Raw genomic sequence first — 17,420 nt, forward strand, 5'->3', positions numbered from 1 at the left:
CGAGATAGTTGAGGTTCATTCCAGTTGTGCGGTTATCAGGCTGGACTTTTTTCCGCAACGTCAAAAAAGGCCTGCCGCAACGAAAGTGTCATGGAACCGGGATGGCCATTTGCGATCGGCGCGCCGTCGATTTCGACCACCGGCATGGCAATCGTGGTGGCCGAACTGATGAAGGCCTCCCGGGCGGCCTTGGCTTCGGCGACCGAAAAACCGCGCTCCTCGATCTTCAGGCCGAGCTTGGCGGCGACATCGAAAAGCGTCGTGCGGGTGATGCCGCGCAGGATGCCATGCTCGGCCGGCCGGGTCACCAGGACGCCGTCGCGGGTGACGATCCAGGCGTTTGATGAGCCGCCTTCCTTGACGTTGCCGTCGGTGTCGACGAACCAGGCTTCCTGGGCGCCTGCTTCCTTGGCCTTCTGCTTGGCGAGCACATTGGGCAAGAGGCCCGTGCTCTTGATGTCGACCCGGTCCCAGCGATTCTCAGGCACCGTGATGACCTTGATGCCTGTCTCCACCCGCTTCGTACTCGCGGCCGGATCGGCCTTCCTGGCGGTTATGACCAGGGAAGGCTTCGTGCCGGCCGGCGGAAACACGAACTCACGGCTGGCGACGCCGCGTGTCACCTGCAAATAGACGAGGCCGTTGACCACGCCATTGCGGTTGACCACCTCGCGCAGCAGCATCGGCAGGACGCCTTCCGAGACCGGCCAGGCGATCGACAGTTCCTTCAGCGAGCGCTTGAGTCGGGCAAGGTGGCGCGGCATGTCGACGATATGGCCACGCGCCACCTCGCAAACCTCGTAGACGCCGTCCGCGAACTGGTAGCCGCGATCCTCGATATGGACGCTGGCTTGAGCATGGACGACATAGCGCCCGTTGACATAGGCAATGCGCGGCATGGACACCCTCGGGAAACGTCCGGCTTTCTTAGGCGATTCCACGGCTGCCGTAACCGACAATCGCGTGGGCCAAGCCCCTTGAGAGTTTACGCAATTCCGGACGGAAAACCGCCGCGCACTTTTCCTGGAATTGCTTCTACACACCCAGCGACTTCAGCTTGCGGTGGAGTGCCGAGCGTTCCATGCCGATGAATTCGGCCGTCTTCGATATGTTGCCGCCGAAGCGGTTGATCTGGGCGATCAGATAGTCCTTCTCGAATTGCTCGCGGGCCTCGCGCAGCGGCAGCGCCATGATGTGCTGGTCCGACTGGTTGGGCGTGCGTGGCATGACGTCGCCGATCTCGGAGGGCAGAAGGTCGGCGGTGATCGGGGCTTCCGGATTTTCCCCTCGCGCCAGGATCATCAGTCGCTCGACATTGTTGCGCAACTGGCGAACATTGCCCGGCCAGTTATGCGCCTGCAGCACGGCCAGCGCATCGTCGCCGATGCGGCGCGGCTTGATGCCGGCCTGGCGCGCGATCTGCTTCATGAAATTGTCGACGAGGTAAGGAATGTCCTCGCGCCGCTCGGCGAGCCCCGGCACCATGACCGGAACCACCGCCAGGCGATGGTAAAGATCCTCCCGGAAGCGGCCGTCGGCGATCATCGCCTCGAGGTTCTGCGAGGTGGACGAGATGATGCGGACGTCGACCTTGACGCGCTTGGTGCCGCCGACCCGCTCGAATTGCTGCTCGACCAGGACGCGCAGGATCTTATTTTGCGTTTCGCGCGGCATGTCGGCGACTTCATCGATGTAGAGGATGCCGCGATGTGCCTCTTCAAGGGCTCCGACCTTGCGCTCGGTGCCGTTCGATTCGGTGCCGAACAGCTCGATCTCCATGCGCTCGGGCGTGATGGTGGCCGCGCTCAGCGTGACGAACGGACCGGTCTTGCGCGACGACAGCGCGTGGATGGCGCGCGCCGTCAGTTCCTTGCCGGAGCCGGACGGGCCGACGATCATGACGCGGCTGTTGGTGGGCGCGACGCGCTCGATGGTCTGCCGCAGCTGGCTCATGGCCGACGACATGCCGATCAGGTCGAAGGTCTCGCCGCTGCGCTGCTTGAGGTCGGAAACCTCACGCCGCAGCTTGGATGTTTCCAGCGCGCGCTCGGCGATCAGGATCAGGCGATCGGCCTTGAACGGCTTCTCGATGAAGTCGTAGGCGCCGCGCCGGATGGCCGACACCGCCGTTTCGATGTTGCCGTGGCCCGAGATCATCACCACCGGCATGTTCGGATGCATGGTCTTGATCTCGTCGAGCAGAGCCAAGCCGTCGAGGCGCGAGCCCTGCAGCCAGATGTCGAGGAAAATCAGCCGTGGCGCGCGATCGGCGATCGCCGCAAGCGCGCTGTCGGCATCGTGCGCCGTGCGGGCCTCATGACCCTCGTCGCTCAGTATACCGGCGACAAGTTCGCGGATGTCTTCCTCGTCATCGACGATGAGAATGTCAGACGCCATTTTCGACCTTTTCAGTTTCTCTTTCGTGTTCGTTTCGACCTTCACCGCGTGGCGGCGCGGCTACGACCGTTGCCGGCGGCAAGATGATCGAGATCATCGCGCCCCGGCCACCATGGAAATCCGCTGGCGCGTCGTGCAATTCGAGACGGCCGCCATGGTCCTCCACGATCTTCTTGACGATAGCGAGGCCAAGCCCTGTCCCCTTTTCGCGCGTCGTCATATAGGGCTCGAGAAGCCTTTGGCGATTCTCGCGCGGCAGCCCTTTGCCATTGTCGATAACGTCGATTCGTATGGCGCCATCTTGGCGTCCGGCCTGAATCCGGATTGTGCCGTCCGAACGGTCTTGCGCATCAAGTCCGTCGATCGCCTCGGCGGCGTTCTTGATGACGTTGCCGAAGGCCTGAGCCATCAGGCGGCTGTCGAAAGTGCCCTTCAACGGCTCGCTGCCGAAGCTCCGTTCGAAGGCGATATCGGAGCGGCTGACCTCGACCAGGAAAGAGGCCTCGCGCAACGACTCCCGCAGGTCGATCGCCTTCATTTCCGGCTTCGGCATGCGGGCGAAGGCCGAGAACTCATCGACCATGCGGCCGATGTCCTCGACCTGGCGGATGATGGTGTCGGTGCATTGGTCGAAGACCTCGCGGTCCTCGGTGATGACCTTGCCGTAGCGGCGCTTGATACGCTCGGCCGAGAGCTGGATTGGCGTCAGCGGGTTCTTGATCTCATGCGCGATGCGTCGCGCCACGTCCGCCCAGGCCGACGAACGCTGCGCCTGGACGAGATCGGTGATGTCGTCGACGGTGACCACATAGGATTTCTCCTCCTCGCCGTCGTCACCGGACTCGACCGTGACCTGGACATTGAAGGTGCGCTCCAGGCCGGTGCGGAAGAAGGTCACCTGCTCGCGATAGACCGGCTTGCCAGACTGCCGCCCGATCTCGAAGACGCGGCCGACAAGCGGCAGGACCGCTGAAAGGTTCTGGCCGAGTGTCGCATTTGCCGAGATCGCCAGCATGCTCTCGGCCGAGCGGTTGACGATGGTGATGATGCCGTAAGGGTCGACGCCGATGACGCCGGCGGTGACGCCCTCCAGCACCGCTTCGGAGAAGCGGCGACGCTCGTCAATCAAGTCCTTGGCCGACATCAGCTCGTTGCGTTGCGATTTGAGCTCCAGGATCATGTTGTTGAAAGTCTCGCCGAGCGAGGCGACGTCGCCATCGGACTGGCGCACGGGAACGGCAACGTCGAGATTGCCGGTCGCTACCTCGTCGGCGGCGCCGATCAGCTGGCGGATCGGCCGCACGATCCGGTCGGCGACCGCGATGCCGGTCCAGATCGCCGAGAGCGTGATGATCAGAGTGAGCGACAGATAAGGCAGCGCAAAGGCGACCTGCGAGGTCCGGCGGTTGTCTTCCAGGTTGCGGTATTCGTCGGTGTTGGCCTTGACGATCTGGCGCGCCTTGATCACGTCGGGATCGACCAGCCGGATCGTATAGAGGTAAAGCCCTTCGATCTCGCGCAGCTTGATGATGGCGCCCATGATGTTGCGGGTGCGCGGTTCTATCAGCACTGGCTTGCCATCGGACGCGGTGTCGACAGCGCCCGTGGGCGGCTCCGGCATGGGAAAATCGGCGTCGGTCTTGGCGTTCATGACAAACGAGCCGTCAGGCTTGATCAGGGCCGCATGCGCCAGTCCGCGTCCGACGGCTTCCTTGTTCAGCAGGTCGAGGAAACCGCCCTTGTCGAGACCGTAGAGCGTGCGCGAGGCATCGAGATCGTATGCCATGGACAATGTCGTGCCCTGGAGGTTGCGCGCGTTCTCCTGCACATAGGCGTCGGCAATCGACAGCGACGAGTTGACGATCGTCTTGGTGCGGATTTCGAACCAGCGGTCGAGGCCGATGTCGAGCGTGATCGAGGCGATGATCGCCACCATGATGGCTGGAATGGCGGCAACCAGCGCGAACATCGCGACGATGCGCACATGCAGCCGCGAGGCGGCCCTGCCGTGGCGCCGCGCCAGGACGATGCGGCGCACCTCGCGGGCGATCAGGGCGATGAGGAACAGGACAAAGACGGCATTGGCTGCGATCAAGGCCCAGGTCGCGTCGGCGGTCGGCGCGATCGGCGTCGCGCCGACCAGGATCGCAAACGAGATGGCCGCCGTGATCATCGCGCCGGCAATGGCGACCACGCCGGGCAATGCCAGCAACCGCCGCCCGTCACGGGTGCCGGTCTGGTTGAAAAGCGGTTGGGTCAGGATCGGAGCCTCAGCTGCCATGTCGCGGTACAGAGTCGGTCATAGCGTCGGATGTATGCAACGCATTGTGGCGATTATGCAACAAGTGTGGCCGGGAAGATAATCTTTCCCGGGCAAAATTCGCCGAAAGGACGAAGTGACGCTACGGCTGCCTCGACGACTTGTAGACGTTGACGCCAAGCTCGCGGATCTTCTTGCGCAGCGTGTTTCGGTTGAGCCCCAGAAGCTCCGCCGCCTTGATCTGGTTGCCGCGCGTCGCCGTCATCGAAGCCAGCACCAACGGATATTCAACCTCGGCGAGAATGCGCTGGTAAAGCCCGGCCGGCGGCAAATCGCCGGCAAAGGAGGCGAAATAGCGCTGCAGGAAATGCTCGACCGCCTGACCGATCGACAGATCGTCCGGAATGAGCGCGCCGCCGTCGGGCACCACCGGCCTTTCGCCGGTTTTCAGCTCGGATTCGATGATCTCCGACGAAATCTCGTCCTGCGAGTAGAGGGCGGCCAGCCGGCGCACCAGGTTTTCCAGCTCGCGCACGTTGCCCGGCCAGGGATAGCGCTTCATGAGCTCGATGCCGCCGGACGATATGCGCTTGGTCTGCAGGCCCTCGCTGGCGCCCTGCTTGAAGAAATGCCGCACCAGATCGGGAATGTCCTCGGACCGCTCGCGCAGCGCCGGCAGCCTGAGCGGCACGACATTGAGGCGATAGAACAGGTCTTCGCGGAACAGGCCCTGGTTGATGAGCGTGCGCAGGTCCTTGTTGGTGGCCGCGACGATGCGCACATCGGTCTTGATCGGCGTGCGGCCGCCGACCGTGGTGTATTCGCCCTGCTGCAGCACGCGCAGCAGCCGGGTCTGCGCCTCCATCGGCATGTCGCCGATCTCGTCGAGGAACAGCGTGCCGCCCTCGGCCTGCTCGAAACGGCCGCTGGAGCGGTTCTGCGCTCCGGTGAAGGCGCCCTTCTCGTGGCCAAACAGCTCCGATTCGATGAGGTCGCGCGGGATAGCCGCCATGTTGATGGCCACGAACGGGCCGCCGCGGCGGCGGCCGTACTCGTGCAGCGCGCGCGCCACCAGCTCCTTGCCGGTGCCGGATTCGCCGCTGATCATGACCGTGAGATCGGTCTGCATCATGCGCGCCAGCATGCGGTAGATGTCCTGCATGGCGGCCGAACGGCCGACCAGCGGCATCGTCTCCGGCTGGTCTTCCGCGCGGGCATCGAGCTTCGGCCGCTTCGGCTCGGCAAGCGCCCGGTTGACGATGTTGAGCAGCTCGGTCAGGTCGAAGGGCTTCGGCAGGTATTCATAGGCGCCGGTCTCGGAGGCGCGGATGGCGGTCATGAACGTGTTCTGGGCGCTCATGACGATGACGGGCAGCTCCGGCCGCGCTTTCTTGATGCGCGGGAGCATGTCGAAAGCGTTCTCGTCCGGCATCACCACGTCGGTGATGACGAGATCGCCCTCGCCCGCCGCCACCCAGCGCCACAGCGTCGAGGCATTCGAGGTCACGCGCACCTCGTGGCCGACGCGCGATAGCGCCTGATTGAGCACGGTGCGGATCGCAGCATCGTCGTCGGCGACCAGGATATTGCCGTGAGCGCTCATTTGCGGTCTCCTTCAGCTTCGTCGCCGGCGCCTGGCGCAGCCTCCTTCCAGGCTGGAAGCAGGATGCGGAACGTCGTGCCGCGTGGCGTCGAATCGCATTCGATGATGCCGCCATGCTCGCCGACGATCTTGGCGACCAGGGCCAGCCCGAGTCCCGAGCCGTTCGGCTTGGTGGTGATGAACGGATCGAACAGGATCGGCAGGATGTCCTCGGAAACGCCGGGGCCGTTGTCATGCACGCAGAATTCCAGCGGCAGTGAGACACGGTCCTGCGTTCCAGGCACGGAAACGCGGATGCCCGGGCGAAAAGCCGTCGACAGCACGATCTCGCCCTGCGGGTCGGCGCCGATCGCCTCGGCGGCGTTCTTCACCAGGTTTAGGAAGACCTGGATCAGCTGGTCGCGGTTGGCGAAGACCGGAGGCAGTGATGGATCATATTCCTCCAAGATCTTGATCCGTCTTGCAAAACCGTTCTTGGCAATTGCCTTCACATGATCCAGTACGACGTGGATGTTGACCGGATAGCGCTCGATCGGCCGCTCGTCGGAAAATACTTCCATGCGGTCGACCAGCGAGACGATGCGATCGGTCTCGTCGGTGATCAGGCGGGTCAGCGCGCGATCCTCGTCGGAAGCGGAAAGCTCGAGCAACTGGGCGGCGCCGCGGATGCCGGAGAGCGGGTTCTTGATCTCATGCGCGAGCATCGCGGCAAGGCCGGTGACGGAGCGCGCAGCACCCCGATGCGTCATCTGGCGGTCGATCTTGTCGGCCATCGACCGTTCCTGGAACATGACGACAACCGAGCCCGGAAACTCCGGCACCGGCGCGACATAGAGATCGACCATCTTCTCGATGCCGAGGCGCGGCGACGACACGTCGACGCGGTATTCGTTGACCGGCGCCCGCCGCTCGCGCACCTGGTCGACCAGCGTCAGCAGCGGGCTGCCGAAGGGCACCAGCTTGGACAGCGTGTTGCGGGCGAGCATGGTCGCGCTGGAGCGGAAGAAGTCCTCGGCGTCCGCATTGGCGAAAGTGATGAAGCCGTCGGGACCGACCATGATCACAGGGCGGCGGATGGTGTTGAGCACGATGTTGGCGGCATCCGACATGTCGGCCTGCTGCGGAAGATTCGCCTTCATGCTGCGCTCCGCATCTCGGTCGGCGCGACAATGCCGGCAAATGCCTCGCGCAGTCCGCGCATGACCTCCCAAGGCTCGAAAGAGGTGAGGATCCGCTGGCGCAGCTCGGCGGAAACGCCGGCCACGTGCCGGTCGAGATACCAGCCGAGATGCTTTCGCGCCTGGCGCAGGCCGCTTTCGACGCCGTAGAGCGACAGCATGTCTTCGTAATGTGCGACGACATAGTCGGCGAGCGCTTTCGCCGCTTCGGGAATGCCGTGCGCGGATATGCCAGCGGCGGCGGTCGCGACACTGCCCGCGACCCACGGCGCGCCGTAATGCGCACGGCCAATCATCACCGCGTCGGCGCCGGACTGTTCGAGGATAGTCGCCGCCTCTTCCGGCGATCCGACATCGCCATTGGCCACCACGGGAATCGAGACGGCTTCCTTGATGCGCGCGATGGCGCGCCAGTCGGCCTTGCCCTGATAGAACTGGCAGCGCGTGCGGCCATGCACGGTCACCATCTGGACGCCGGCCTGTTCGGCGCGGCGCGCCAGCATCGGCGCGTTGAGCGCGCTTTCGTCCCAGCCGAGCCGCATCTTGACCGTCACCGGCACCGAAACGGCGCCGACCACCGCCTCGATCAGCGATAGGGCGTGGTCGAGGTCGCGCATCAGCGCCGAACCGGCATAGCCGCCAGTCACCTTCTTGGCCGGGCAGCCCATGTTGATGTCGATGATGTCGGCGCCCTCGCCCGCCGCGATCCGCGCGCCCTCGGCCATATGGACGGCCTCGCGGCCGGCAAGCTGCACCATATGCACCGGCAGGCCGGAGTGGCGGATGCGCAGGTCGCAGCCGGCCCTGCCCTTGGCCAGCTCGCCGCTCGCCACCATTTCCGACACGACCAGCCCCGCGCCATGCGCATGGGCGCGGCGCCGGAACGGCTCGTCGGTGATGCCGGACATCGGCGCGAGGAAAACCCGATTGCGGATTTTTACCCCGCCGACATCGAGTGGCGATGCCAATGTGGTCAGTTCAGCCATGCACAAAAACCAAGCATGTTCGATCGTTGCACATTCTCTAGCCAGAAGTGTGGCATTGTGCAACGCGCAATGACGTCACATTAAGGCGCATTTTGGAAAAAGCTGGCCTTCGGCCATCACCCCGACTAGAGCATGATGCCGAAAAGTGTGAGCGGTTTTCGGCCGACATCATGCTCTACTTCTTTGATTTAGAGACGGATTCAGATTTCAGGTCGAATCGGCCTGAAATCATCCGGCTCTAGGACCGATCGGAATGAGCGAGGCAAGCGAAACGCAAGCGGCGTCCCCAAGCGGCGGGATCGGGGTGGTGATCGTTGCCGCCGGCCGCGGCGCGCGCGCCGGACAGGCCGACGGTCCGAAGCAATATCAGCGCATCGGCGGCCGCGCCGTCATCGCGCATACGCTGGATATCTTCCTTTCCCATCCGCTGATCGGTCCCGTGGTCGTGGCTATCCACGCCGACGACGCCGAACTCTTCCAACGCGCGGCCGAAGCGCATGGCGATCGCCTTGTCGCGGTGATCGGCGGCCCTTCGCGCCAGGCGTCCGTCCGGCTCGGCCTCCTGGCACTGAGGGAGCAGGCGCCGGCAAAAGTGCTGGTGCATGATGCGGTGCGCCCGTTCGTCGACGCCGGACTGATCGACCGCACCATCGAAGCCATCGGCGAGCGCCAGGGCGCGCTGCCGGCGCTGCCCGTCGCCGACACGCTGAAGCGGGAATCGGCCACCGGGATGATCGACGAGACGGTGTCGAGAGCCGGCCTGCATGCCGCGCAGACGCCGCAGGGCTTTCCGTTCTGGCCGCTGCTCGCCGCGCATGAAAAGGCGCATCACCTGGGCAAGACCGAGTTCACCGACGACGCGGCGATCGCCGAATGGGCGCAGATACCGGTCAAGATCGTTCCCGGATCGCCGGACAACGTCAAACTCACCTGGGCAAGGGACATCGCATTGGCCGACCAGCGGCTTTCGAGCGCGCAGACGCGCTTCCCGGATATTCGCACCGGCAACGGCTACGATGTGCATGCGTTCGAGCCCGGCGACCATGTGACGCTCTGCGGCGTCGCCATTCCCTACGAGCGAAAGCTCTCCGGCCATTCGGACGCCGATGTCGGGCTTCATGCGCTGACCGACGCGCTGCTTGCCACCTGCGGCGCCGGCGACATCGGCGCGCATTTCCCGCCCTCGGACCCGCAATGGAAGGGTGCTGCCTCGAAGATCTTCGTCGAGCATGCGGCAAAGCTGGTGCGCGAGCGCGGCGGCCGCATCGCCAATGCCGACATCACGCTGATCTGCGAGGCGCCGCGCGTCGGGCCGCATCGCGCGGCGATGACGGAGGCGCTTTCGGCCATGCTCGGCATCGCCCCCGAGCGCATCTCGATCAAAGCGACGACCAACGAGAAGCTCGGCTTTGTCGGGCGTGGCGAAGGCATCGCCGCGATCGCCACCGCCAGCGTCGTCTATCCGGGAGAAGTGCCAGCATGAGCAACGCCGAACTTGCTATTGCTTTGCTCCAGGCCTGTCAGCAGCGCGGCATCATGCTGGCGACGGCCGAAAGCTGCACCGGCGGCCTGATCATCGCCGCGCTGACCGACATCGCCGGCTCCTCCGCCGTGGTCGATCGCGGCTTCATCACCTATTCCAACGAAGCCAAGATGGAGATGCTCGGCGTTTCCGCCTCCACGCTCGAGGCGCATGGCGCGGTCTCGCGCGAGACGGTGCTGGAGATGGCGGCGGGCGCGCTGACGCATTCGCAAGCAAGCCTGTCGCTCGCCGTCACCGGCATTGCCGGCCCGGGCGGCGGCTCGGCGGAAAAGCCAATCGGCCTTGTCTGGTTCGGGATAGCGCTTGCAGGACAGCCGGTTGTCGCGGAGCAGCAGCTGTTTGGTCAAAAGGGCCGCGAATTCATCCGGCACGAGACGGTGCGGCACGCGCTGCAACTCGGGTTGCAGGCTCTTGGCGAACGTTAGGCCGGCTTTGCACGATAGATGACGTCGGCGCGTTTCTCGAAGGCTTCCGAGAACATGCGGAAGGCCCGGTCGAACATCGTGCCCATCACCGCGCCCAGGATGCGGCTCTTGAATTCGTAGTCGATGAAGAAATGCACTTCGCAGCCTTTCTCGGCCGGGTCGAAGCGCCAGATGTTGCTGAGATATTTGAACGGACCGTCGATATATTTGACGTCGATGGCGTTCTCATCGGGCTTCAGCAGCACCTGCGTCGTGAAGGTCTCGCGGATCGCCTTGTAGCCGATGCTCATGTCGGCAACCAGGATGGTGCGGCCGTCACGCTCCTTGCGTGAGCGCACGGCGAGCGATTCACAGAGCGGCAGGAATTGCGGGTAGGACTCGATGTCCGCCACCAGCGCGAACATCTCATCGGGTGTATGCGCGACGCGGCGTGTCGCCTCGAATTTCGGCATTGAAGGTCAGCTGGCCTTCGCGAGCTGCGCCTCGCGCGCCGCGCGCAGCCTGGCGAAATCCTCGCCGGCATGGTGCGAGGAGCGCGTCAGCGGGCTCGACGCCACGAGCAGAAAACCCTTGGTCTTGCCGATGGTCTCGTAGGACTTGAACTCGTCCGGCGGGATGAAGCGGATCACTGGATGGTGCTTCTTCGACGGCTGCAGATACTGACCGATGGTCATGAAGTCGACATTGGCCGAACGCAGATCGTCCATCAACTGCAGCACTTCGTTCCGCTCCTCGCCGAGGCCGACCATGATGCCGGATTTAGTGAAGATCGACGGGTCGAGTTCCTTGACCCGCTGCAAAAGCCGGATCGAATGGAAATAGCGGGCGCCAGGGCGAACCGTCAGGTAGTTCGACGGCACGGTTTCGAGATTGTGGTTGAAGACGTCGGGCTTGGCCGCAACGACGATCTCCAGCGCGCCGTCCTTGCGCAGGAAGTCGGGAGTCAGAATCTCGATCGTCGTCGAAGGGGCTTCCGCGCGGATGGCACGGATGACGTCGGCGAAATGCTGCGCGCCGCCATCGGCCAGGTCGTCGCGGTCGACCGAGGTGATGACGACGTGGCTCAGCCCCATCTGCCTGACGGCATGCGCCACGCGCGCCGGCTCATCCGGATCGAGCGCGGTCGGGATGCCGGTCGCGACATTGCAGAAGGCGCAGGCGCGCGTGCAGATCTCGCCCATGATCATGAAGGTGGCGTGCTTCTTGTCCCAGCATTCGCCGATATTCGGACAGCCGGCTTCCTCGCACACCGTCACCAGCTTGTTCGACTTCACGATCTCGCGCGTTTCGGCATAGCCCTTGGAAACCGGCGCCTTGACGCGGATCCAGTCGGGCTTGCGCAGCACCTCCTGGTCGGGCCGGTGCGCCTTCTCGGGATGCCGCGGGCGCGGCCGGTTGGCGATCGTGTCTACGACTGTGACCATCTCAAACCCTTCGTGGCTGCATGTTCTACAGCCGCCTGTCTGTCGTCATCTAGGACTTTTCGAAGCAAAGAAAAAGGCCGCGGCGGCGCATGCCGCCACGGCCTTTTTCGCATAGCGGCTTTCGTTCAGCGACGCATTCGCGCGCCTTAGCGACGCATCCGCGCGCCTTAGCGACGCATTTGCGCGCCTTAGCGGCGAACAAGCCGTCCAACGAAGATCAGCAGGCAGGCGCCGATGAAGCCGGTGATCAGATAGGCGACCCAGCCGACGCCGAACGATTGGATGTTGAGAGCCTGCAGGATCGCGTTCAGCACCACAGCGCCGACGATCCCCATGATGATGTTCATGAAGATGCCGGTGTTGCTCTTCATGACCATCTCGGCGAGCCAGCCAGCCAGGCCGCCGACGATGATGGCTGCGATCCAGCCGACGCCATTCAAATGCATATGCCAGTTCCTCCTCGATCAGATGAAAATGCATCCGGATATGAACTGTCTTGCCGTCAGCTTTCTCCGGCTGCCGCGTATGAGTCTCGCGCAGCCAGTCTATCATGCGTTCAAAGCGCGGCCATAGGCGTCGAGCACGCTCTCCTTCATCATCTCCGACAGCGTTGGATGCGGGAAGATCGTGTGCATCAGCTCTTCCTCGGTTGTCTCCAGGTTCATCGCCACGACAAAACCCTGGATGAGCTCGGTCACCTCGGCGCCGACCATATGCGCGCCGAGAAGCTGCCCGGTCTTCTTGTCGAAGATGGTCTTGACGAAGCCCTGGTCCTCGCCGAGCGCGATGGCCTTGCCGTTGGCGCTGAACGGGAAGCGGCCGACGCGGATGTCCTTGCCCTCGGCTTTGGCCCTCGCTTCGGTCAGGCCGACGGACGCGACCTGCGGGCTGCAATAGGTGCAGCCGGGGATCTTCAGCTTGTCGATGGCGTGCACGCCGGGGAAATTGGCGATCTTCTCGATGCAGACGACGCCTTCATGCTCGGCTTTGTGGGCGAGCATAGGCGGCCCGGCGACGTCGCCGATGGCGTAGATGCCAGGCACATTGGTCTTGCCATAGCCGTCGACGACCACGCAACCGCGATCCGTCTTCACGCCGAGCGCCTCCAGGCCGAGATTTTCGATGTTGCCCTGCACGCCGACGGCCGAGATCATGCGGTCGGCGGTGATCTTCTCGACCTTGCCGTCCTTCATCTCGACATGTGCGGTGACCGAATTGGCTGATTTCTCGACCTTGGTCACCTTGGCTTCGAGGATGATCTTCATCCCCTGCTTCTCGAACTGCTTCTGGGCGAATTTCGAGACCTCGGCGTCCTCCACAGGCATCACTGCCGGCAGCAGCTCGACGACCGTGACGTCCGCGCCCATGGTGCGGTAGAAGGAAGCGAACTCGATGCCGATGGCGCCCGAACCCATCACCAGCAGCGACTTCGGCATTTCCTTCGGCACCATCGCCTCGAAATAAGTCCAGATCAGCTTGCCGTCCGGCTCGATGCCCGGCAGCGCGCGCGGCCTGGCGCCGGTCGCGAGAATAATGTGCTTGGCGGTGTAGGTGCCCTCGCCCTTGATGCCCTTCGGCACCGGCGGCTGCGGTTCCATCGGCTTCTTCGCGGTCTTCGAAACGACGATTTCGCCCAGTTTGTCACCGGAAGGAGCCTTGGAAAGCTTCGCCTCGCCCCAGATGACATCGACCTTGTTCTTCTTCATCAGGAAGCCGACGCCGGTGTTCAGCCTGAGCGACACCTTTCGCGAGCGGTCGACCACGGCGGCCGTGTCGGGGCTGACCTTGCCGCCCTCGAGCTTCAGGCCGTAGTCCTTGAGGTGGTCCGAATAATGCATGATCTCGGCCGAGCGCAGCAGCGCCTTGGTCGGGATACAGCCCCAGTTCAGACAGATGCCGCCAAGGTGTTCGCGCTCGACGATCGCCGTCTTGAAGCCGAGCTGGGCGGAACGCACCGCCGTGACATAGCCGCCGGGGCCTGAGCCGATGATGATGACGTCGTAGGATTCAGCCACGGGTTTTCTCCCTGATCTTTCTGAGGGTTAGAGTGAGAGCATGACACGCACGAGCGGCGCCAGGGCCTGGCCGATCCGCCGCGTATTTTCCGCATCGAGATGGACGCCGTCGAGCGGCGTGGTGGTGGCGACCGTGCCGGCGTCGAAGAAGCCGCAGCCGGCCTCGTCGGCCAGCGCTGAATATTGCGGCGCCAGACGCTTGGAGGCATCGTCGCCGCCGGCGAACATTTCCTTGAATTCGGCATTGTCGGTGCGCGTCACCGCCGGTGGCGCGACGATGAGGATCTGCGGCGCGTCCCAATCGAATGGGAAATCATGGCCGCGCACGATATCGATCAGGCGCTGCATGCCCTGCTTGGCGGCAACCGGATTGCCGTGGATCCAAGGCTTCATGTCATTGGCGCCGAGCATGATGATGACGAGATCGAGCGGCGCGTGGCTGGTCAGGATCGTCGGCAGGACGCGGGCGCCATTGCGATCGGCGCCGGCCAGATGGTCGTCGAAGGCCGTGGTGCGGCCGTTGAGACCTTCGGCGATGACCTCGACGTCGTCCCCGAGCTCGGCCCCGAGCACGCTCGGCCAGCGGTCCTTCAGCGCATGACGGCCGAGGCTGGCGGCGTCGTAGCCCCAGGTCAGCGAGTCGCCGTAGCAGAGAATTGTCTTCATGCGGTTGCCCCACCCTTGCCGAAATCTGGCTGCGAACGCCTGACGCGCCGGCGTGCGAAGAGCTCGCCGGCGGGATCGAAAATGATCAAGGCGAAAAGGCCGGTGAAGAACTTCCGCACCGCCTTTTCCTTCCTAGACCAGCATGCTCATCGGGTTCTCGATCATGCGCTTGAAGGCGCCGAGGAGCTCCGCGCCGAGCGCGCCGTCGACGGCGCGGTGGTCGGTCGAAAGCGTCACCGACATGACCGTTGCAATTCTGATCTCGCCCTTCTTCACCACTGCTCGCTCCTCGCCCGCGCCGACCGCCAGGATCGTCGCATGCGGCGGGTTGATGACGGCGGCAAAGTCCTTGATGCCGAACATGCCGAGATTGGACACCGCCGTCGTGCCGCCCTGATATTCTTCGGGCTTCAGCTTGCGGTTCCTGGCGCGGCTGGCCAGGTCCTTCATCTCGTTGGAGATGACCGACAGCGTCTTTTCATCGGCATGCCGGATGATCGGCGTGATCAGGCCGCCGGGGATCGACACCGCGACGCCGACATCGGCGTGCCTGTGCTTGACCATGGCGTTCTCGGTCCAGGACGCATTGGCATCCGGCACCGCCATCAGCGCCATGGCCATGGCCTTGATGACCATGTCGTTGACGGAGAGCTTGTAGGCGGGAACCTCGCCCTTGTCGGTCTTCCTCACGGGGGCTGCCGCATTCAACTGCGTGCGCAACGCCAAGAGCGCATCGAGCTCGCAGTCCAGCGTCAGATAGAAATGCGGGATGGTGGACTTGGCCTCGACCAGGCGGCGCGCGATGGTCTTGCGCATGTTGTCATGCGGCACAAGCTCGTAGGAGCCTTCGGCAAACAACTTCAGCACCTGGTCGTCCGACATCGGCTTCGGCGCAGGGGCCGGAGCGGACGGGGCGCCGGCGGGCGCCTTCGCTTCCGGCGCGGCCTTGGCGCCGCCGGAAGCGATCGCCGCCTCGACGTCGACCTTCACCACGCGGCCATGCGGGCCGGAACCGGTCAGCGCCGTCACGTCGACGCCGGCATCCTTGGCGATGCGGCGGGCCAGCGGCGATGCGAAGACGCGATCGCCGGCGGCGTGGCCGTTGGCGACGGGAGCAGGCTCAGCCTTCGCCGGCGCGGGCGCGGCGGCTGCTGCCGCCGGCTTGGGTGCTTCCTTGGGCGCTTCGGCCTTCGGAGCATCCGCTTTTGGCGCTTCGGCCTTTGGCGCGGCGCTGCCGCCGCTCTTGGCCGCGGCGCTGGCATCCTCGCCTTCGCCGGCCAGGATGGCGATCAGCGCGTTGACCTTGACGCCTTCGGTACCGGCCGGAACCACCAGCTTGGCGACCGTGCCTTCGTCGACGGCTTCGACTTCCATCGTCGCCTTGTCGGTCTCGATCTCGGCGATCACGTCGCCTGGCGAAACCTTATCGCCTTCCTTGACCAGCCATTTTGACAGGTTGCCCTCTTCCATGGTCGGAGAGAGCGCCGGCATGGTGATGTTGATTGGCATGATGTCCTCCCGACCGGCTCAGCGATAGGTTACGGCTTTGACCGCCTCGACGACCTCGCCGACATTGGGCAAGGCCAGCTTTTCCAGATTCGCCGCATAAGGCATCGGCACATCCTTGCCGGCGATGGTGATCACCGGCGCGTCGAGGAAGTCGAAGGCGCGCTGCGAGACCTGGTTGGCGATATGGTCGCCGACCGAATTCTGCGGAAAACCCTCTTCCACCACCACGAGACGGTTGGTCTTCTTTACCGAGGCGATGATCGTGTCGAAGTCGAGCGGCCGAATGGTCCTGAGATCGATGATCTCGGCATCGATGCCCATGCCGCGCAACTCGGCCTCGGCCTTGACCGCATAGGTCATGCCGATGCCGAAGGAGACGAGCGTGACATCCTTGCCCTGCTTGTGGACACGCGCCTTGCCGATCGGCAGCACGAAGTCGTCCAGCTTCGGCACGTCGAAGGAATGGCCATACAGAATCTCGTTCTCGAGGAAGATGACCGGGTTCGGGTCGCGGATCGCCGCCTTGAGCAGGCCCTTGGCGTCGGCAGCCGTGTAGGGCATCACCACCTTGAGGCCGGGGATATGGCTGTACCAGGCGGCATAGCATTGTGAGTGCTGGGCGGCGACGCGGGCAGCGGCGCCGTTCGGGCCACGGAAGACGATCGGCGCGCCCATCTGGCCGCCGGACATATAGAGCGTCTTGGCGGCCGAGTTGATGATCTGGTCGATCGCCTGCATGGCGAAGTTGAAGGTCATGAACTCGACGATCGGCTTCAGCCCAGCCATCGCAGCGCCAACACCGACACCGGCAAAGCCGTGTTCGGTGATCGGCGTATCGACGACGCGGCGCGGCCCGAATTCCTGCAGCAGGCCTTGGGTGATCTTGTAGGCGCCCTGGTATTCGGCGACTTCCTCGCCCATGACGAACACGTCGCCGTCGCGGCGCATTTCCTCGGCCATGGCGTCGCGCAGCGCCTCGCGCACCGTGGTGGACACCATTTCGGTGCCGGCGGGGATGTCCGGATCGGCGGCGACCTCCGCCTTCGGCGCGGCGGCGACGGGGGCTTGCGGCTTGGCGGGAGCTTCTTCCTTGGCGGCGGGCGCCTCGGCCTTTGCCGGTGCTTCCGCCTTGGCGGGCGCCGCGGCCTTGCCGACATCGGCAGCACTCTCGCCTTCCTGCAAGAGAACGGCGATCGGCGTGTTGACCTTCACTCCCTCGCTGCCGGCGGCAACCAGGATCTTGCCCAGCGTGCCTTCATCGACGGCTTCGACTTCCATCGTCGCCTTGTCGGTCTCGATCTCGGCGATGACGTCGCCAGCGACGACCTTGTCGCCTTCGTTCTTCAGCCATTTGGAAAGATTGCCCTCTTCCATCGTCGGCGAGAGCGCGGGCATGAGAATTTCGATCGGCATG

General features: G+C 64.2%; 15 protein-coding genes. 2 read left to right on the forward strand and 13 right to left on the reverse strand.

Going from position 1 to position 17,420, the window contains the following annotated elements:
- Positions 1–35: 35 nt before the first annotated feature.
- The 6 genes from RFM41_RS10605 to dusB form a co-directional block, all read right to left on the reverse strand.
- Complete coding sequence (locus RFM41_RS10605; RefSeq protein WP_320245197.1) at positions 36–899, reverse strand: D-amino-acid transaminase; 864 nt, start codon at positions 897–899, stop codon at positions 36–38.
- Between the two features lie 136 nt (positions 900–1,035).
- Positions 1,036–2,397: a nitrogen assimilation response regulator NtrX gene (ntrX, locus tag RFM41_RS10610; protein WP_320245198.1), complete on the reverse strand. Its 1,362-nt coding sequence runs from the start codon at positions 2,395–2,397 to the stop codon at positions 1,036–1,038.
- A complete protein-coding gene (locus tag RFM41_RS10615; protein WP_320245199.1) occupies positions 2,387–4,678 on the reverse strand; it encodes a sensor histidine kinase NtrY-like in 2,292 nt (763 codons plus the stop codon). The genes ntrX and RFM41_RS10615 overlap by 11 nt, the downstream gene beginning before the upstream one ends.
- A gap of 121 nt (positions 4,679–4,799) precedes the next feature.
- A complete protein-coding gene (gene ntrC / locus RFM41_RS10620; RefSeq protein ID WP_320245200.1) occupies positions 4,800–6,260 on the reverse strand; it encodes a nitrogen regulation protein NR(I) in 1,461 nt (486 codons plus the stop codon).
- Entirely contained in the window at positions 6,257–7,399 is a 1,143-nt protein-coding gene (locus tag RFM41_RS10625; RefSeq protein ID WP_320245201.1) for a two-component system sensor histidine kinase NtrB, read from the reverse strand. Before RFM41_RS10625 ends, ntrC begins: the two co-directional genes overlap by 4 nt.
- Entirely contained in the window at positions 7,396–8,424 is a 1,029-nt protein-coding gene (dusB, locus tag RFM41_RS10630) for a tRNA dihydrouridine synthase DusB (protein ID WP_320245202.1), read from the reverse strand. The genes RFM41_RS10625 and dusB overlap by 4 nt, the downstream gene beginning before the upstream one ends.
- A gap of 253 nt (positions 8,425–8,677) precedes the next feature.
- On the opposite strand from dusB, the gene RFM41_RS10635 reads away from it, so the two are divergent.
- Together RFM41_RS10635 and RFM41_RS10640 are read left to right on the forward strand one after the other, a co-directional pair.
- On the forward strand, positions 8,678–9,907 hold the full coding sequence (locus tag RFM41_RS10635) for a bifunctional 2-C-methyl-D-erythritol 4-phosphate cytidylyltransferase/2-C-methyl-D-erythritol 2,4-cyclodiphosphate synthase (RefSeq protein WP_320245203.1): 1,230 nt from the start codon (positions 8,678–8,680) through the stop codon (positions 9,905–9,907).
- Positions 9,904–10,392: a CinA family protein gene (locus RFM41_RS10640; RefSeq protein ID WP_320245204.1), complete on the forward strand. Its 489-nt coding sequence runs from the start codon at positions 9,904–9,906 to the stop codon at positions 10,390–10,392. The genes RFM41_RS10635 and RFM41_RS10640 overlap by 4 nt, the downstream gene beginning before the upstream one ends.
- Here RFM41_RS10640 and RFM41_RS10645 read toward each other — a convergent pair.
- From RFM41_RS10645 to RFM41_RS10675, 7 genes are all read right to left on the reverse strand, one after another.
- On the reverse strand, positions 10,389–10,844 hold the full coding sequence (locus RFM41_RS10645) for a type II toxin-antitoxin system RatA family toxin (RefSeq protein ID WP_320245205.1): 456 nt from the start codon (positions 10,842–10,844) through the stop codon (positions 10,389–10,391). The two genes, RFM41_RS10640 and RFM41_RS10645, sit on opposite strands and share 4 nt — an antisense overlap.
- Before the next feature lie 6 nt (positions 10,845–10,850).
- The gene (lipA, locus tag RFM41_RS10650; protein ID WP_320245206.1) at positions 10,851–11,816 is read right to left on the reverse strand and encodes a lipoyl synthase; all 966 of its coding nucleotides are present in this window, start codon (positions 11,814–11,816) and stop codon (positions 10,851–10,853) included.
- A 188-nt stretch (positions 11,817–12,004) separates the two neighbouring features.
- Positions 12,005–12,262: a GlsB/YeaQ/YmgE family stress response membrane protein gene (locus RFM41_RS10655; RefSeq protein WP_027170010.1), complete on the reverse strand. Its 258-nt coding sequence runs from the start codon at positions 12,260–12,262 to the stop codon at positions 12,005–12,007.
- Between the two features lie 102 nt (positions 12,263–12,364).
- Positions 12,365–13,831: a dihydrolipoyl dehydrogenase gene (gene lpdA / locus RFM41_RS10660; RefSeq protein WP_320245207.1), complete on the reverse strand. Its 1,467-nt coding sequence runs from the start codon at positions 13,829–13,831 to the stop codon at positions 12,365–12,367.
- 27 nt (positions 13,832–13,858) lie between these two features.
- A complete protein-coding gene (locus tag RFM41_RS10665) occupies positions 13,859–14,497 on the reverse strand; it encodes an SGNH/GDSL hydrolase family protein (RefSeq protein ID WP_320245208.1) in 639 nt (212 codons plus the stop codon).
- Between the two features lie 132 nt (positions 14,498–14,629).
- Positions 14,630–16,006, reverse strand: coding sequence for a pyruvate dehydrogenase complex dihydrolipoamide acetyltransferase (locus tag RFM41_RS10670; protein ID WP_320245209.1), 1,377 nt, complete (start codon positions 16,004–16,006; stop codon positions 14,630–14,632).
- 18 nt (positions 16,007–16,024) lie between these two features.
- A complete protein-coding gene (locus tag RFM41_RS10675) occupies positions 16,025–17,419 on the reverse strand; it encodes a pyruvate dehydrogenase complex E1 component subunit beta (RefSeq protein WP_320245210.1) in 1,395 nt (464 codons plus the stop codon).
- Position 17,420 lies beyond the last annotated feature (1 nt).

This window comes from Mesorhizobium vachelliae (genome assembly GCF_033977325.1).
Lineage (GTDB): Bacteria > Pseudomonadota > Alphaproteobacteria > Rhizobiales > Rhizobiaceae > Mesorhizobium > Mesorhizobium vachelliae.

What these genes read in the sequence shown, in the direction of transcription:
- RFM41_RS10605 (WP_320245197.1), bottom strand. Translation starts at nt 899, where the DNA reads ATGCCGCGCATTGCCTATGTCAACGGGCGCTATGTCGTCCATGCTCAA.
- ntrX (WP_320245198.1), bottom strand. Translation starts at nt 2,397, where the DNA reads ATGGCGTCTGACATTCTCATCGTCGATGACGAGGAAGACATCCGCGAA.
- RFM41_RS10615 (WP_320245199.1), bottom strand. Translation starts at nt 4,678, where the DNA reads ATGGCAGCTGAGGCTCCGATCCTGACCCAACCGCTTTTCAACCAGACC.
- ntrC (WP_320245200.1), bottom strand. Translation starts at nt 6,260, where the DNA reads ATGAGCGCTCACGGCAATATCCTGGTCGCCGACGACGATGCTGCGATC.
- RFM41_RS10625 (WP_320245201.1), bottom strand. Translation starts at nt 7,399, where the DNA reads ATGAAGGCGAATCTTCCGCAGCAGGCCGACATGTCGGATGCCGCCAAC.
- dusB (WP_320245202.1), bottom strand. Translation starts at nt 8,424, where the DNA reads ATGGCTGAACTGACCACATTGGCATCGCCACTCGATGTCGGCGGGGTA.
- RFM41_RS10635 (WP_320245203.1), top strand. Translation starts at nt 8,678, where the DNA reads ATGAGCGAGGCAAGCGAAACGCAAGCGGCGTCCCCAAGCGGCGGGATC.
- RFM41_RS10640 (WP_320245204.1), top strand. Translation starts at nt 9,904, where the DNA reads ATGAGCAACGCCGAACTTGCTATTGCTTTGCTCCAGGCCTGTCAGCAG.
- RFM41_RS10645 (WP_320245205.1), bottom strand. Translation starts at nt 10,844, where the DNA reads ATGCCGAAATTCGAGGCGACACGCCGCGTCGCGCATACACCCGATGAG.
- lipA (WP_320245206.1), bottom strand. Translation starts at nt 11,816, where the DNA reads ATGGTCACAGTCGTAGACACGATCGCCAACCGGCCGCGCCCGCGGCAT.
- RFM41_RS10655 (WP_027170010.1), bottom strand. Translation starts at nt 12,262, where the DNA reads ATGCATTTGAATGGCGTCGGCTGGATCGCAGCCATCATCGTCGGCGGC.
- RFM41_RS10665 (WP_320245208.1), bottom strand. Translation starts at nt 14,497, where the DNA reads ATGAAGACAATTCTCTGCTACGGCGACTCGCTGACCTGGGGCTACGAC.
- RFM41_RS10670 (WP_320245209.1), bottom strand. Translation starts at nt 16,006, where the DNA reads ATGCCAATCAACATCACCATGCCGGCGCTCTCTCCGACCATGGAAGAG.
- RFM41_RS10675 (WP_320245210.1), bottom strand. Translation starts at nt 17,419, where the DNA reads ATGCCGATCGAAATTCTCATGCCCGCGCTCTCGCCGACGATGGAAGAG.